Here is a 13,412-nt window from a genome sequence, read left to right as displayed (position 1 = left end):
GCCGCGCCGATCCTCGCCCGCACCGTCACCTCCGCCCCGTGATGTCGGTACGGGAGATCACGATCGCGCCGATCAGGGCCGCGAGCAGGAGCAGGGAGAGGACCTCGAACGGCAGCACCCAGGTGCGGAAGATCCCGGCCCCGATCTCGCCCGCGGACCCCCGGCCGGGCTCCAGCGGGGCGTACGCGTCGCGGAACCCGGAGATCACCACGGTGACGAGCACGCCGGCCGTGGCGAGGGCGACGAGCGCGGCCGCCCACCGGTTGCCGGAGTCGAGCTCCTCGGACCGGCCGGTCGGCGCGCGGGTCAGCATGATGCCGAAGAGCAGCAGCACCACCACGGCGCCGACGTAGATGAGCACCTGGACCCAGGCGACGAACTCGGCGGTGAGCACGAGGTAGCAGCCGGCGAGCGCGCCGAAGCAGACGACGAGCCAGAGCGCGGCGTGGACGAGCCGCTTGGTGGTGACGACGAGCACCCCCGAACCGAGGGCCACGAGGCCGAGCAGCAGGAAGACGATCTCCGGCCCGGACGGTGGCCACAGTCCCGGGGTCACGGCTCCTCCTTCGGACCTTCCCGTTTCGGCAGCGACCCAGGGGGCCGGATGGCCCGGATGTCCCGCATGGTCATCGGCGGTTTGCGGCGCGGCGGCGTGCCGGCCTCGGCCGCGCGGGCCCCGCCGGGTGCGGCGCCCGGCTCACCCCGCCGCTCCGGGCGCGCCGCGGGCGCGGGGCGTGCGGCGGGACGCGGAGCGCGGGAGGCGGCGAGCTCCTTCGGCGGCTCGGCGCCCGCCTCGAGGGGCGGCGGCGGGGGCACGGTGGCCGCCCACTCCCGGAGCCGGTCCTTCTCGTGCAGCAGGTCCCGGATGTCGTACTCGGCGTACTCGAACTCGGGCGACCAGAAGAGCGCGTCGAACGGGCAGACCTCGACGCAGATGCCGCAGTACATGCAGAGCGAGAAGTCGATCGCGAACCGGTCGAGCACGTTGCGGACCCGCGGCCGGCCGCCCTCGGGAGCCGGGAGCGTCTCCTTGTGCGAGTCGATGTAGATGCACCAGTCGGGGCACTCCCGGGCGCACAGCATGCACACGGTGCAGTTCTCCTCGACCAGGGCGATCACGCCCCGGCTGCGAGGCGGGAGATCGGGCTTCACCTCGGGGTACTGCTGCGTGTCCGACTTGCGCAGCATGTGCCGCAGGGTCACGCCGAGGCCCTTGGCCAGCCCTTCTCCGGGAATGTGCGCCACGCGTACCATCATGGCGCACAACCCGCGGCACGTGAATGCGTGCCGTCGCGCCGCCCGGCCCGGTGCGGGGGACCGGGGCACGCCTGCCGCTGCCCCACGGGCTCACGGGGAGCTCACCTGGGACACATCGGTGCTCATCCGCAGCACCGGTCACGCCCTCGGCCGGCCGGGCGCGGCCGGGCCATCGGTCCGTCCGCGGCAGGCCACGCCGTTGGTTCGTATCGTCAGGGGCATGCACGGATATCAGGGACCGCCCTCGTACCACCCGCACGGGCGGGAGCCGTACCCGCCGCCGCCACCGTGGCCGCCCGGGCCGCACCCGGCCGTGCCGTACGCAGCGCCCCCGCAGCGGCGGGCGCGCGACACCGTGCTGCGCATCGTGTGGACCCTCATCCCCCTGTTCACCTGCGGGGTGGCGACGCCGTTCATGCTGGCCTACGCCGCGGCGCGGCTGCGGAGCCGCGCCCTGGCCGCCGCCACCGCCGGGTACGGCGCCGGCCTGGTCATCTGGATCACGGTGGCCGGGCACTACCCCGCGATCCCGTTCTGGGCGGACGCGCTCGCGGTCACCGGGTGGCTCGCCACCTGGCTCGGCGGGACCGTGCACGCGTTCGCGCTCCGGCGGAGGCTGTTCGGCCCGCGGCCGAACACCGGGGAGCGGGCGAACGAGGAGGCCGTCGCCAAGGCGATGTTCCGCCGCATGCTGCGCGAGAAGGCGCGCGAGCTCGCCGAGCGGGACCCGTCGCTCGCCCGCGAGCTGCGGATCGGCCGGCCGGACCTGCCGCGCGAGTACGACGACGGCGGCGTCGTGGACGTCAACCACGCTCCGGCCTCGGTGATCGCGACCCTGCCGGGGATGACCCCGCACCTCGCCGAGGAGGTGGTCCGGGTCCGCGAACGGCTCGGCCGGTTCGTCTCCGCCGAGGACGTCGCGGTGGCGGTGAACCTCTCCCCCCACGTGGTGCCGGAGCTCGCCGAGTACACCGTGTACCTCTAGCGGTCCGGCCGCCGGCCGGGCGGGCCGGCGGCCGGCGCATCCCACCGGGCGGCCGGGCCGCGGCCGGGTGTGCCCGCGGGCGCTCCGCGAGGTCTCGCGGGGCGTACGGCGCCGGCCGAGGAGGCATGGGGGTTCCGCCGTGGGGCGCGACCGCCGTGGCGCGAACCCGGGCCATGGGTCGCGCAAGCGCACGGGGCGGGCCGGGGGCGTGGGTCACGCAAGCGCACGGCGCGGGCCACGGCATGGCGAGCACGGCGGCCCCGCGCCCCCGAGGGCCTGCCGCCGAGGACAGGGCACCGGAGGCGGTGGTACGGCTCAGCCGAGCGCGATCTTCACCACGCCGGTGAGCGCGAGCTGCAGGAGGGCGAGCGGCACCAGGCAGGTCCAGGCGAACCGCTGGAGCTGGTCCTCCCGGAGCCGGGGGAAGCTCACCCGCACCCAGATCACCACGAAGGCGAGGGCGAACACCTTGATCAGGGTCCACACCGGGCCGGGCAGCAGCGGGCCGTGCCAGCCGCCGAGGAAGAGCACGGTGGTGAGCGCGGAGAGCACCACGATCCCGGCGTACTCCGCCAGCATGAACAGCGCGAACCGCAGCCCGGTGTACTCGGTCATCGGGCCCATGACGAGCTCGGACTCGGCGATCGGCATGTCGAACGGCGGGCGGCGCAGCTCGGCGAGCCCGGCGATGAAGAACACCACCGCGCCGATCGCCTGCCAGGGCAGCCACCACCACTCCCACCGCTCGACGATCCCGGGGAGCGACAGGGTGCCGGCCGCCATGGCCACGCTGGAGGCGGCGAGCACCAGGGGCAGCTCGTAGGACATGAGCTGGGCCGCCGACCGGATGCCGCCGAGCAGGCTGAACTTGTTCCCCGACGCCCACCCGGCCATGATCGACCCGAGCACGCCGACGCCCATCACCGCGAGCACGAAGAACAGGCCGGCGTCGAGGTCCACCCCGATCAGCCCCGGGCCGATCGGGATCACCACCATCACCACCAGGTACGGCACGAGCGTCACCGCCGGGGCGAGGGCGAACACCCGGCGGTCGGCCGCGGCCGGGATGACGTCCTCCTTCTGGATGAACTTGATCCCGTCCGCGATGAGCTGCGCCCACCCGTGGAACCCGCCCGCGTACATCGGCCCGAGGCGGGACTGCATGTGGGCCATGGCCTTGTGCTCCATCTGCCCGACGACCAGCGGTAGCAGCAGGAAGGCCGCGACGATGACGGCGAGCCGTACCGCGATGTCGAGCAGATCAGCCATCGCCCTCCCCCTGCGCTCCCGGGTCGCCGGCCCCGGACCGCCCGGCCGCCGGCCCGCCAGGGCGCTCGGCAGCCGGCTCGCGGGGCTCGGGCGCGGGCTTCGCCCAGTCCGCCGGCACGCCGGGGGGCAGCATCCGGCGGCGGCTCGGCGGCTCGTGACCGGACTCGCCCGGCTCCTTCGCCCCGGGCCACGCCTTCGCCACCCGCGCGGCGAGCACGAAGTCCTTGCGGAGCGGGTGACCCTCGAACCCGTCCGGCAGCAGCAGCGGGCGCAGGTCCGGGTGGCCCTCGAAGACCACCCCGAACATCTCATACGTCTCCCGCTCGTGCCAGTCCGCGCCGCGGAAGACACCGGTGACGCTCGGCAGGCGCGGGTCGTCGCGCGGCACCCGGGTCCGCACCAGCAGGTGGCGCACCCCGGTGAGGTTGACCACGTGCGCGACGACCTGGATCGCCTCGGGCGGGTCGTCCACCCCGGTCAGCCAGTCGAAGAACTCGAACCCGCATGAGCGGGCGAAGGCCAGCGCCTCGACCCAGTCCTCGGGGGCGACGTCGGCCACGACCTGGCCGAACGCGTCGGAGATCTCGGCCCGGGAGCCGAACCGCTCCCGGATGGCCGCGCCGATGTCCGCGGTCATGCGTCCTCACCCGGGCCGTACCGGTCGGCGAGCGACTCGCCCGCGATCTTCTCCTGGAGCTTGAGGATGCCGTGGAGCAGCGCCTCGGGCCGGGGCGGGCAGCCGGGCACGTACACGTCGACCGGGATGATCTGGTCGACCCCCTTGGTCACGGAGTAGGAGTCCCAGTACGGCCCGCCGCAGTTCGAGCAGGCGCCGAACGAGATGACGTACTTGGGGTCGGGCATCTGCTCGTAGAGCCGTTTCACGGCCGGGGCCATCTTGTCGGTCACCGTGCCCGAGACGATCATGAGGTCGGCCTGCCGTGGCCCGTTGGCGAACGGGATCACCCCGAATCGGATGAAGTCATGGCGGCTCATCGAGGTCGCGATGAACTCGATCGCGCAGCAGGCCAGCCCGAAGTTGAACACCCAGAGCGAGTACCGCCTGCCCCAGTTCAGGACGAACTTCATCGGCCTGGGTGCCAGCCTGGCCGCCGGCCCGATCGTCGGGAGGTCCCTCACCGCCATACGGTCCATTCTCCTCCCTCATCGTCCCTGGCCGGGCCCGGGCGGACCGGGTCACGTCCAGGTGAGAACCCGCTTCCGCCAGGCGTAGAGGATGCCGAGGGCGATGAACCCCAGGAAGACGAACATCTCCACCAGCGTGGTCAGGCCGTACCCGGGGGCGGAGAACACCGTCGCCCAGGGGAAGAGGAACACCGCGTCGACCGCGAACACCACATAGAGATACGCGTAGACGTAGTACCGGATCTGCGACTGGGCCCAGCCCTCGCCGACCGGGTCGACGCCGCACTCGTAGGTGGTGAGCTTCTCCGGGGTCGGCCTGCTGGGGCGGAGCAGGCGGTTGACGGTCATCGCCCCCGCGACGATCGCCACCCCGATGCCGAGGAGGACGAGCACCACCGCGTACGAGCCGAAGTACCCGTTCATTTCATCCTCCTGCCCGTGGGCCGGTCACCCGAGCATAGCCCGGGGAACCGGGGCGCGCCGAGGGCCCGGCCGTGGCCACGGGACGCCCGCCGCATATAGTTGACGCTCGTGATCCGCAAGATGCTCGCCGCCCGCTTGCACGTCGACCTTTGCCGGGTCGCGACGGCGCTGTGTCGCCCGCACCGGTCACGAGCCTGAGCCGGTCGCCGGTGCCGTTCCCGTACGGCCGGCCGGACCGGCCGCACCGCGCCGGAGAGGCGTAGATCAGATCTCGCCCAGGTAACTATTTCGCCCGTCTAAACACATGCCCCGTGGACTTAGCATGAGCATACGAAGCATTTCGCACGCCGAGAGGCCCGGGCGCGTCGGGGAGGTTTGAGCAGCTGTGGCCAAGCGGGTGCAGCAACTCGATCGCGTGATCATCCGTTTCGCCGGGGATTCCGGCGATGGCATGCAGCTGACGGGTGACCGCTTCACCTCGGAGACCGCCCGGTTCGGGAACGATCTTTCGACGCTGCCGAACTTCCCCGCGGAGATCAGGGCGCCGGCCGGGACGCTGCCCGGGGTCTCCAGTTTCCAGCTCCACTTCGCCGACCACGACATCCTCACCCCCGGGGACGCGCCGAACGTGCTGGTGGCGATGAACCCGGCGGCGTTGAAGGCGAACCTGGCCGATCTGCCGCCGGGGGCGGAGATCATCGTCAACACCGACGAGTTCACCCCGCGGAACCTGCAGAAGGTCGGCTACACCGCCAACCCGCTGGAGGACGACTCGCTGAGCTCCTGGCGGGTGCACAAGGTGCCCTTGACGTCGCTGACCCTGCGGGCGCTCGAGGGCTTCGACATCTCGAAGAAGGACGCGGAGCGGGCCAAGAACATGTTCGCCCTCGGCCTGCTGTCGTGGCTGTACAACCGGCCGACCGAGGGGACGATCCGCTTCCTGGAGCAGAAGTTCGCCAACCGGCCGGAGATCGCCAAGGCGAACATCGCGGCGTTCAACGCGGGGTGGAACTACGGGGAGACCACCGAGTCGTTCTCGGTCTCCTACGAGGTCAAGCCGGCCAAGCTCGCCCCTGGGGTGTACCGGAACATCTCCGGGAACCAGGCGCTCGCCTGGGGGCTGATCGCCGCCTCGGAGCTCTCGGGGCTGCCGCTGTTCCTGGGGTCGTACCCGATCACCCCGGCCTCCGACATCCTGCACGAGCTGTCCCGGCACAAGAACTTCCGGGTGCGCACCTTCCAGGCCGAGGACGAGATCGCCGGCGTGGGTGCCGCCCTGGGCGCCTCGTTCGGCGGTGCGCTGGGGGTGACCACCACCTCCGGCCCCGGCATGGTGCTGAAGTCGGAGACCATCGGGCTCGCCGTGGCGGTGGAGCTGCCGCTGGTGATCGTGGACGTGCAGCGGGCGGGCCCGTCCACGGGGATGCCGACCAAGACCGAGCAGACCGACCTGCTCATGGCGCTCTACGGGCGGAACGGGGAGTCCCCGGTGCCGGTGGTTGCTCCCGCGACCCCGTCGGAGTGCTTCGCCATGGCGATCGAGGCGGCCCGGATCGCCCTGGCGTACCGCACCCCGGTGATGCTGCTCTCCGACGCCTACCTGGCCAACGGGTCCGAGCCGTGGCGGATCCCCACCCGCGAGGAGCTGCCGGACATCTCGGTGCCGTTCGCCACCGAGCCCAACGGGGACGGCGGGCGGTTCCTCCCCTTCGCCCGGGATCCGGAGACGCTGGCCCGGCCGTGGGCGATCCCCGGCACCCCGGGGCTGGAGCACCGGGTCGGCGGGCTGGAGAAGTCCGACCGCACGGGGGAGATCTCCTACGACCCGGACAACCACGACGCGATGGTGCGCCTGCGCCGCGCCAAGATCGACGGCATCAAGGTCCCGGATCTGCAGGTGGACGACCCCGACGGGTCGGCCAAGGTGCTGGTGCTCGGGTGGGGGTCCACGTACGGGGCGATCTCGGCGGCGGTCCGCCGGGTCCGCGCCACCGGACGGAAGGTCGCCCAGGCGCACCTGCGGCACCTCAACCCCCTGCCCGCCAACACCGGGCAGGTGCTGCGGTCGTATGAGAAGGTGCTGCTGCCGGAGATCAACCTCGGGCAGCTCGCCATGGTGCTGCGCGCCCGCTACCTGGTCGATGTGATCGGTTACAACCGGGTGCGCGGGCTTCCGTTCAAGGCCGAGGAGCTGGCCGGTGTGATCCAGGACGTGATCGATGGTGACTGAAAGCCCCAACGGCAAGGGCCTGGCCCTCATCCCCCGGGCCGACGGCAAGCTCAGCTTGAAGGACTTCAAGTCCGACCAAGAGGTGCGCTGGTGCCCCGGGTGCGGGGATTACGCGATCCTCGCCGCGGTGCAGAGCTTCCTGCCGGAGCTCGGCATCCGCCGGGAGAACATCGTGTTCGTCTCCGGCATCGGCTGCTCGTCCCGCTTCCCGTACTACATGAACACCTACGGGATGCACTCCATCCACGGGCGGGCGCCGGCCATCGCCACCGGGCTGGCCGCCTCCCGGCCGGATCTGAGCGTGTGGGTGGTCACCGGCGACGGGGACGCGCTGTCCATCGGCGGCAACCACCTCATCCACGCCCTGCGCCGCAACATCAACCTGACGATCCTGCTGTTCAACAACCGGATCTACGGGCTGACCAAGGGGCAGTACTCCCCCACCTCCGAACAGGGCAAGATCACCAAGTCCACCCCGTACGGGTCGCTGGACCGGCCGTTCAACCCCATCAGCCTCGCGCTGGGGGCGGAGGCGACGTTCGTCGCGCGGACGATCGACTCCGATCGCAAGCACCTGCAGCAGGTGCTGCGCGCCGCGGCCGAGCACCGGGGGGCGGCGCTGGTGGAGATCTACCAGAACTGCCCGATCTTCAACGACGGCGCGTTCGACCCGCTGAAGACCCCCGGGCTGCGCGAGGAGATCACCATCCGCCTGGAGCACGGCAAGCCGATCGTCTTCGGCCCGCAGGGCCAGGAGAAGGCGGTCCGCCTCACCTCCACCGGCGGGGTCGAGGTGGTGCCGCGGGACCAGGTCGCCGACCATGAGATCCTCGTCCACGACGCGCACAACCCCGACCCCTCGCTGGCGTTCGCGTTGTCCCGGCTGGACGAGCCGGCCTTCGCCCACGTGCCGATCGGGATCTTCCGCTCGGTCGACCGGCCCTCGTACGAGCAGCTCATGGCCGATCAGATCGACCAGGCCGTCACCGCCAAGGGCACGGGTGACCTGATGGCCCTGCTCCACTCCGGGGACACCTGGGAGATCTCCTGAGCCTCCGCCCGGAGGGTCCGCCCGGCGGTCCCTCCGGGCGCATCCAGGGGCACCCCGGGCGTCGGATGCCGGAGCGGGTTCCCTGACGCCGGCCGCCGGGCGCTCACCCGGATATCTGCGACGGATGGGGCGCCTGAGGGCATCGAGGGACGCGAGGGCGATCCGCCCCGATGCCGGCCGCCGACGCTCGCCCGGATATCGGCGACGGATCGGGCAATTGACGGCTCCGCCCACCCGGCGGCGAGGCGGAAGTCCTACCCTGACGCGCGCCTGTCACCAGGGCCGATGACCTGATGCGCCTGTCCGCGCGGGAGAATCGATCACGGCCTGGGCACGCGCCTGTTCCCGCGGTCAGTCGTAATCCAGGTCCACCATCGACGGCGGATGCGGGCTGCGCCAGACCACCTGGTAGCCGTCGTACCCGTTCCCGGCGCGCTCGACGGCCTTGCTCAGCCGCTCCATGTCGAAGTCGGGCAGGTAGCGCAGCCGCGCCACGAAGCTCGCGTCCACCGCGGACTGCGGGACCACGCACTCCTCCCCGGCGCGGTCGAGTAACACGATGACGACGTCACCCTCGTCACCGGATGAGCGGGAAGGGCCGACCCTGACCTCGACGACGTCGTCCCACGCGAGGGCCTCGACGCTGCCATCGGCGTAATGCCGGGCAACGCCCTCCTCGGTGACGTACACGTAAGTGTCCGGCACTGGGTCGCCGTGCATGGGCGCGATTCTGTCGAGTTCCGGCCACCTGGTGCAAGAAGCGTTCAGGATTCCCGCCATGTGAGGTGGTCCCGGACCGCCCGTAACGCGGCCTCCTCCGGCCCGTCCGCGATGACCTGCAGCAGTGCGCGGTGCTCGGCAACGAGCTCACGCCGGTCCGGGTAGGCGTGGCGGAGCCGGACGAGCGCGAGCCGGGTCTCGGCGGCGAGCGAGCCGTACAGCCGGGCCAGCCGTGGGCTGCCGACCGCATCGATCAGGGCCTGGTGCAGGGCCATGTGCTCGGCGACCACGGCCGCCCACGGCGCGTCCGGCCGCAGCGCGTCCATCCGGTCGAGCGCCGCCTCGGCCTCCGCCACCCGCCGCCCCACCAGGGCCCGCGCCATCAGCTCCTCGAGCGGCAGGCGGACGTACATCAGGTCGGCGAAGTCCTCCGGCGTGATCTCGGGGACGTACGCGCTGCGGTTGCGCTCCCGCCGGAGCAGGCCCTCGTGGACGAGCACGGCGAGCGCCTCCCGCACCGTGGGGCGGGCCACGCCGTACCGGGTGGACAGTTCCTGCTCCGTGAGCGGCGTTCCCGGGCTGATGTCCCCGGAGAGCACCCGTTCGCGCAGGGCGGCGGCGAGCGCCTCGACCGTGGAGACCGGCTTGAACATCGTCACCTCGCCGAGCTTAGACACGCCGGGCCGTGGTGCGCTCCGCGCCGGACGGCTTCCGCGGTGCCCCTGCGGTCGCCGGCCGGCGGCACCGCCCGGTCGCGGCCCGGCCGGCCGTGTTCCGGGCGGGCGGCGATGTTTCGCCGCAGGAGTGTTATTGCAAAGAGCTTGCAACTAATACAGATCTTCATTTACCGTCGGCCGTGTGAAGCGCATCTTTGTCCTGATTGCGACTTTGGTCGGAATGCTGGCGGCCTGCTCGGCCCCGGCCGGCGCCCCGGCGGACGGCGACCGCGACACGTTCGTCCTCGGGCTCCGATCGGAGTTCGACACGCTCAACCCCGTGCTCGGGTACGCGCCCGACGGCGGGTCACTGCTGTTCGACGGGCTGGTCACCCGGGCCGCGGATCTCACCCTGCGGCCCGCGCTCGCCCGGGAGATCCCCGAGGTGGACGGCACGACCGTGACCTTCCGCCTGCGCGAGGGCGTGACCTTCCACGACGGCACGCCGCTCACCAGCGAGGACGTCGCCTTCACCTACAACGCCGTGCTGGACCCGGCGAACAACTCCACCATCCGCGGCGACTACGCCGCGATCGAGAGGGTGGAGGCGCCGGACCCGCAGACCGTGATCTTCCACCTCAAGCACCCCTACGCGCCGATCCTCCAGCGCGCCACGCTCGGCATCGTGCCCAAGCGCCTGCTGGAGGGGCAGGACCTGGACAAGGCACCGTTCAACACCAAACCGGTCGGCACCGGGCCGTACCGGTTCGTCTCCTGGACGCCCGGCGACAAGATCGTGCTGGAGGCGAACGAGGACTACTGGGGCGGCGCCCCGTCGATCAAGCGGCTCGTGCTCGCCTTCGTGCCCGACGACAACGCCCGGGCCACCCGCATGGCCGCGGGCGAGCTCGACGCGACCGAGCTCCCGCCCAAGGCGGCCGCCCGCTTCGACGGCCAGGACGGGATCACCGTCCACCGGGTGCCGAGCGCGGACTACCGGGCCGTGATGTTCCCGATGAAGCAGCCGGTCACCGGCGATCCGGCGATCCGCAAGGCGATCAGCGCGGCGGTGGACCGCGCGGCGATGGTGACCACCATCCTCGCCGGCGCGGGTGACCCCGCGTTCGGGCCGATCGCCCCTGGCACCAAGTGGCACGACCCCGCCGTCACCGGCTCCCCGACCGCCGACCGGGAGCGGGCCGTGCGCATCCTGGAGGAGGCGGGCTGGAAGCCCGGCCCGGACGGCATCCGGGTCAAGGACGGCACCCCCGCCCGGTTCACGCTCATGTACCCGGCGAACGACTCCCTGCGCAAGGAGCTCGCCCTCGCCGTCGCCTCGGACGCCAAGCGCATCGGCATCGACGTGCAGGTGGCCGGCCTCGACTGGGACGCCATCGAGCCCCGCATGGCGAAGGACGCGCTGATCATGGGCTACGGCAGCCCGTACGACCCCGACTACGTCAACTACGAGCTGTTCCACTCCTCCTTCTCCGGGCAGGGCTTCTTCAACCCCGGCCACTTCAGCGACCCGCGGGTGGACGAGCTGCTGGAGAAGGGGCGGGCCACGGCGGACGAGGGTGAGCGCAAGCGGATCTACGGCGAGTTCCAGCGGCGGATCCGCGACCAGGAGGCGTGGACGTACCTCGTCTACCTCCAGCACGTCTACGTGATCCGCGGGGAGTGGACCGGCATCGAGCCGAGCGTGGAGGCGCACGAGCACGCCACCGGCGGGCTCTTCCGCAACATCCACGAGTGGAAGCGGGCGGCATGAGCGTCGCCGGCGCCCTCGCCCGGCTCGTGGCCTGGCGGCTCGCCTTCCTCGTCCCCCTGCTGCTCGTGGTGACGGCCGGGATGTTCGCGCTCGCCAAGGCGTCCCCGTTCGACCCGGTACGGCAGTACCTGGGCGAGCGGGCGCTGGTGACGAGCCAGGAGATCCAGGATCAGATCCGCGCCAACTGGGGGCTCGACCGCCCGCTCGCCGAGCAGTACCTCACCTGGCTCGGCGGCCTGCTCACCGGAGACCTGGGCGAGTCGCGGTCCTTCCACCGGCCGGTCGCCGAAGTGATCGGGGAACGGCTCGGCTGGACCATGCTCGTCGCCGGCGCGGCGGTCGTGCTCATGCTCGCCATGGGGCTCGTGCTCGGTACGATCGCCGCCTACCGGCGCGGAACCTGGGTGGACCGCCTCATCACCGGCGTCGCCTACGCCAACGAGGCCGCACCGGTCTTCTGGATCGGGCTCATCGCCATCTGGATCTTCTCGGTCACGCTCGGATGGCTGCCCGCGGGCGGGCTCACCGACGCCGGCTCGGCGGTCGTGAGCCCGGGTGAGGTGGCGCGCCACATGATCCTCCCCGTCGGGGTGCTCGCGGTCTCCCAGTCGTCGTGGCTCGTGCTCTTCGTCCGGGAGTCAGTGATCGCGACGCTCCGGGAGGACTTCGTCATCGGCGCCCGCGCCCGCGGGCTGCGCGAGCGCACCGTGCTCGTCCGGCACGCGCTGCGCTCGGCGCTGCTGCCGTTCCTCACCCTGTTCGGGGCGCGCATCCCCGAACTCGTGACCGGGGCGATCCTGGTGGAGAGCGTGTTCTCCTGGCCCGGGGTGGCCGGCACGGCGGTGCGGGCCGCGCTCGCGGTCGACTTCCCGCTGCTCGCCGCGCTCACCCTGCTCGCCACGGTCGCGGTCGTCGCCGGCAACCTCATCGCCGACGCCGCCTACGTGATCGCGGACCCGCGGGTCCGGGTGCTGGGGGTGAGCTGATGCGACCGGAGACCACCACGCCGATGGAGACGGCCGCCCCGGACCTGATTCACACGAGCGCCGCCGCAGGCCGGTCCGGCCGCCGCTCGGTGCGGATCGCCGCCGCGACGCTCGCGCTGCTCGGCCTCGCGGTGATCGTGGTGCCGCTCGTGGCACGGGTCGACGAGCGGCTGGTCGACCTCGGATCGGCTCTGCTGCCGCCCTCGCCCGCGCACCCGTTCGGCACCGACGAGATGGGCCGCGACGTGCTGCTGCGCTCGGTGTACGGCCTGCGCGTCTCACTGCTGGTCGGCCTCGTCGCCGCCGCGGTCTCCGTGGTGATCGGCGGCCTGGTCGGCGTGATCGCGGGCGCCGCGGGCGGCATCGTGGACCGGCTGCTCATGCGGGTCGTCGACGGGGTCAACTCGCTGCCGCACCTGCTGCTCGGCATCTTCATCGTGGCGCTGTTCGCGCCGAGCGTCTGGGCGGTGATCATCTCGGTGGGGGTCACCCACTGGACCACCGCCGCCCGGATCGTCCGCTCGGAGGTGCTGAGCCTCCGCGGCCGGCCGTACATCGACGCGGCGATCAACGGCGGCTCGAGCCGGATGCGCATCATCCGCCGGCACTTCGTGCCCGCGCTCATCCCGCACCTCGGCCTCGCCGCGGTGCTCATGGTGCCGCACGCGATCTGGCATGAGACCGCGCTCAGCTTCCTCGGCCTCGGCCTGCCGCCGCACCTCGCCTCGCTCGGCAACATGATCAACGACGGGCAGCGGTCGCTGCTCACCGGTGCGTGGTGGCCGAGCGTCTTCCCCGGCCTGTTCATCCTGATCCCCACGCTCGCGGTCGCCGTGCTCGCCCAGTACTGGCGTGATCGCACCAGCCCGCGCTGGCGATCCGAGCTGAACCTCTGACGGCCGACCCCGGCCCACGACG

15 protein-coding genes are annotated in these 13,412 nt (G+C 72.0%); 7 read left to right on the top strand and 8 right to left on the bottom strand.

Going from position 1 to position 13,412, the window contains the following annotated elements:
- Window positions 1–25: 25 nt before the first annotated feature.
- Window positions 26–556: an NADH-quinone oxidoreductase subunit J family protein gene (locus TBIS_RS01615; protein ID WP_013130585.1), complete on the bottom strand. Its 531-nt coding sequence runs from the start codon at window positions 554–556 to the stop codon at window positions 26–28.
- The gene (locus TBIS_RS01610; RefSeq protein WP_204251912.1) at window positions 553–1,254 is read right to left on the bottom strand and encodes a NuoI/complex I 23 kDa subunit family protein; all 702 of its coding nucleotides are present in this window, start codon (window positions 1,252–1,254) and stop codon (window positions 553–555) included. Before TBIS_RS01610 ends, TBIS_RS01615 begins: the two co-directional genes overlap by 4 nt.
- 223 nt (window positions 1,255–1,477) lie before the next feature.
- Between TBIS_RS01610 and TBIS_RS18935 the strand changes: the two genes are divergently transcribed.
- Window positions 1,478–2,242, top strand: coding sequence for a ComEA family DNA-binding protein (locus TBIS_RS18935; RefSeq protein ID WP_083785193.1), 765 nt, complete (start codon window positions 1,478–1,480; stop codon window positions 2,240–2,242).
- Window positions 2,243–2,557: 315 nt separating this feature from the next.
- Here TBIS_RS18935 and nuoH read toward each other — a convergent pair whose 3' ends face one another.
- The 4 genes from nuoH to TBIS_RS01585 are packed head-to-tail and all read right to left on the bottom strand — an operon-like array spanning window position 2,558 to window position 5,080.
- On the bottom strand, window positions 2,558–3,511 hold the full coding sequence (gene nuoH / locus TBIS_RS01600) for an NADH-quinone oxidoreductase subunit NuoH (protein WP_013130582.1): 954 nt from the start codon (window positions 3,509–3,511) through the stop codon (window positions 2,558–2,560).
- On the bottom strand, window positions 3,504–4,148 hold the full coding sequence (locus TBIS_RS01595; protein ID WP_013130581.1) for an NADH-quinone oxidoreductase subunit C: 645 nt from the start codon (window positions 4,146–4,148) through the stop codon (window positions 3,504–3,506). Before TBIS_RS01595 ends, nuoH begins: the two co-directional genes overlap by 8 nt.
- Window positions 4,145–4,657 carry an NADH-quinone oxidoreductase subunit B gene (locus TBIS_RS01590; RefSeq protein WP_013130580.1) on the bottom strand — a complete coding sequence of 171 codons (513 nt, stop codon included), beginning with the start codon at window positions 4,655–4,657 and terminating at the stop codon, window positions 4,145–4,147. Before TBIS_RS01590 ends, TBIS_RS01595 begins: the two co-directional genes overlap by 4 nt.
- 51 nt (window positions 4,658–4,708) lie before the next feature.
- Window positions 4,709–5,080 carry an NADH-quinone oxidoreductase subunit A gene (locus TBIS_RS01585; protein ID WP_013130579.1) on the bottom strand — a complete coding sequence of 124 codons (372 nt, stop codon included), beginning with the start codon at window positions 5,078–5,080 and terminating at the stop codon, window positions 4,709–4,711.
- A 120-nt stretch (window positions 5,081–5,200) separates the two neighbouring features.
- Between TBIS_RS01585 and TBIS_RS20185 the strand changes: the two genes are divergently transcribed.
- The 3 genes from TBIS_RS20185 to TBIS_RS01575 all read left to right on the top strand — a co-directional run bounded on the left by TBIS_RS20185 (window position 5,201) and on the right by TBIS_RS01575 (window position 8,361).
- On the top strand, window positions 5,201–5,278 hold the full coding sequence (locus TBIS_RS20185) for a putative leader peptide (protein WP_353388553.1): 78 nt from the start codon (window positions 5,201–5,203) through the stop codon (window positions 5,276–5,278).
- 187 nt (window positions 5,279–5,465) lie between these two features.
- On the top strand, window positions 5,466–7,310 hold the full coding sequence (locus tag TBIS_RS01580; RefSeq protein ID WP_013130578.1) for a 2-oxoacid:acceptor oxidoreductase subunit alpha: 1,845 nt from the start codon (window positions 5,466–5,468) through the stop codon (window positions 7,308–7,310).
- A complete protein-coding gene (locus tag TBIS_RS01575) occupies window positions 7,300–8,361 on the top strand; it encodes a 2-oxoacid:ferredoxin oxidoreductase subunit beta (protein WP_013130577.1) in 1,062 nt (353 codons plus the stop codon). The genes TBIS_RS01580 and TBIS_RS01575 overlap by 11 nt, the downstream gene beginning before the upstream one ends.
- Window positions 8,362–8,712: 351 nt before the next feature.
- Here TBIS_RS01575 and TBIS_RS01570 read toward each other — a convergent pair whose 3' ends face one another.
- On the bottom strand, window positions 8,713–9,081 hold the full coding sequence (locus TBIS_RS01570) for a hypothetical protein (RefSeq protein WP_041431857.1): 369 nt from the start codon (window positions 9,079–9,081) through the stop codon (window positions 8,713–8,715).
- Window positions 9,082–9,125: 44 nt separating this feature from the next.
- Complete coding sequence (locus TBIS_RS01565; protein ID WP_013130575.1) at window positions 9,126–9,734, bottom strand: GntR family transcriptional regulator; 609 nt, start codon at window positions 9,732–9,734, stop codon at window positions 9,126–9,128.
- Between the two features lie 244 nt (window positions 9,735–9,978).
- Between TBIS_RS01565 and TBIS_RS01560 the strand changes: the two genes are divergently transcribed.
- From TBIS_RS01560 to TBIS_RS01550, 3 genes are read left to right on the top strand one after another with little or no spacing between them, the layout of a single operon-like run.
- Window positions 9,979–11,508, top strand: coding sequence for an ABC transporter substrate-binding protein (locus TBIS_RS01560; RefSeq protein WP_013130574.1), 1,530 nt, complete (start codon window positions 9,979–9,981; stop codon window positions 11,506–11,508).
- Window positions 11,505–12,494 carry an ABC transporter permease gene (locus tag TBIS_RS01555; RefSeq protein WP_013130573.1) on the top strand — a complete coding sequence of 330 codons (990 nt, stop codon included), beginning with the start codon at window positions 11,505–11,507 and terminating at the stop codon, window positions 12,492–12,494. The genes TBIS_RS01560 and TBIS_RS01555 overlap by 4 nt, the downstream gene beginning before the upstream one ends.
- Window positions 12,494–13,390, top strand: a complete 897-nt coding sequence (locus tag TBIS_RS01550; RefSeq protein WP_013130572.1) for an ABC transporter permease — start codon at window positions 12,494–12,496, stop codon at window positions 13,388–13,390. The genes TBIS_RS01555 and TBIS_RS01550 overlap by 1 nt, the downstream gene beginning before the upstream one ends.
- Window positions 13,391–13,412 lie beyond the last annotated feature (22 nt).

The sequence above is a fragment of the Thermobispora bispora DSM 43833 genome (genome assembly GCF_000092645.1).
Taxonomy (GTDB): Bacteria; Actinomycetota; Actinomycetes; order Streptosporangiales; family Streptosporangiaceae; genus Thermobispora; species Thermobispora bispora.
This window is presented reverse-complemented; position numbering and strand designations above follow the sequence as displayed.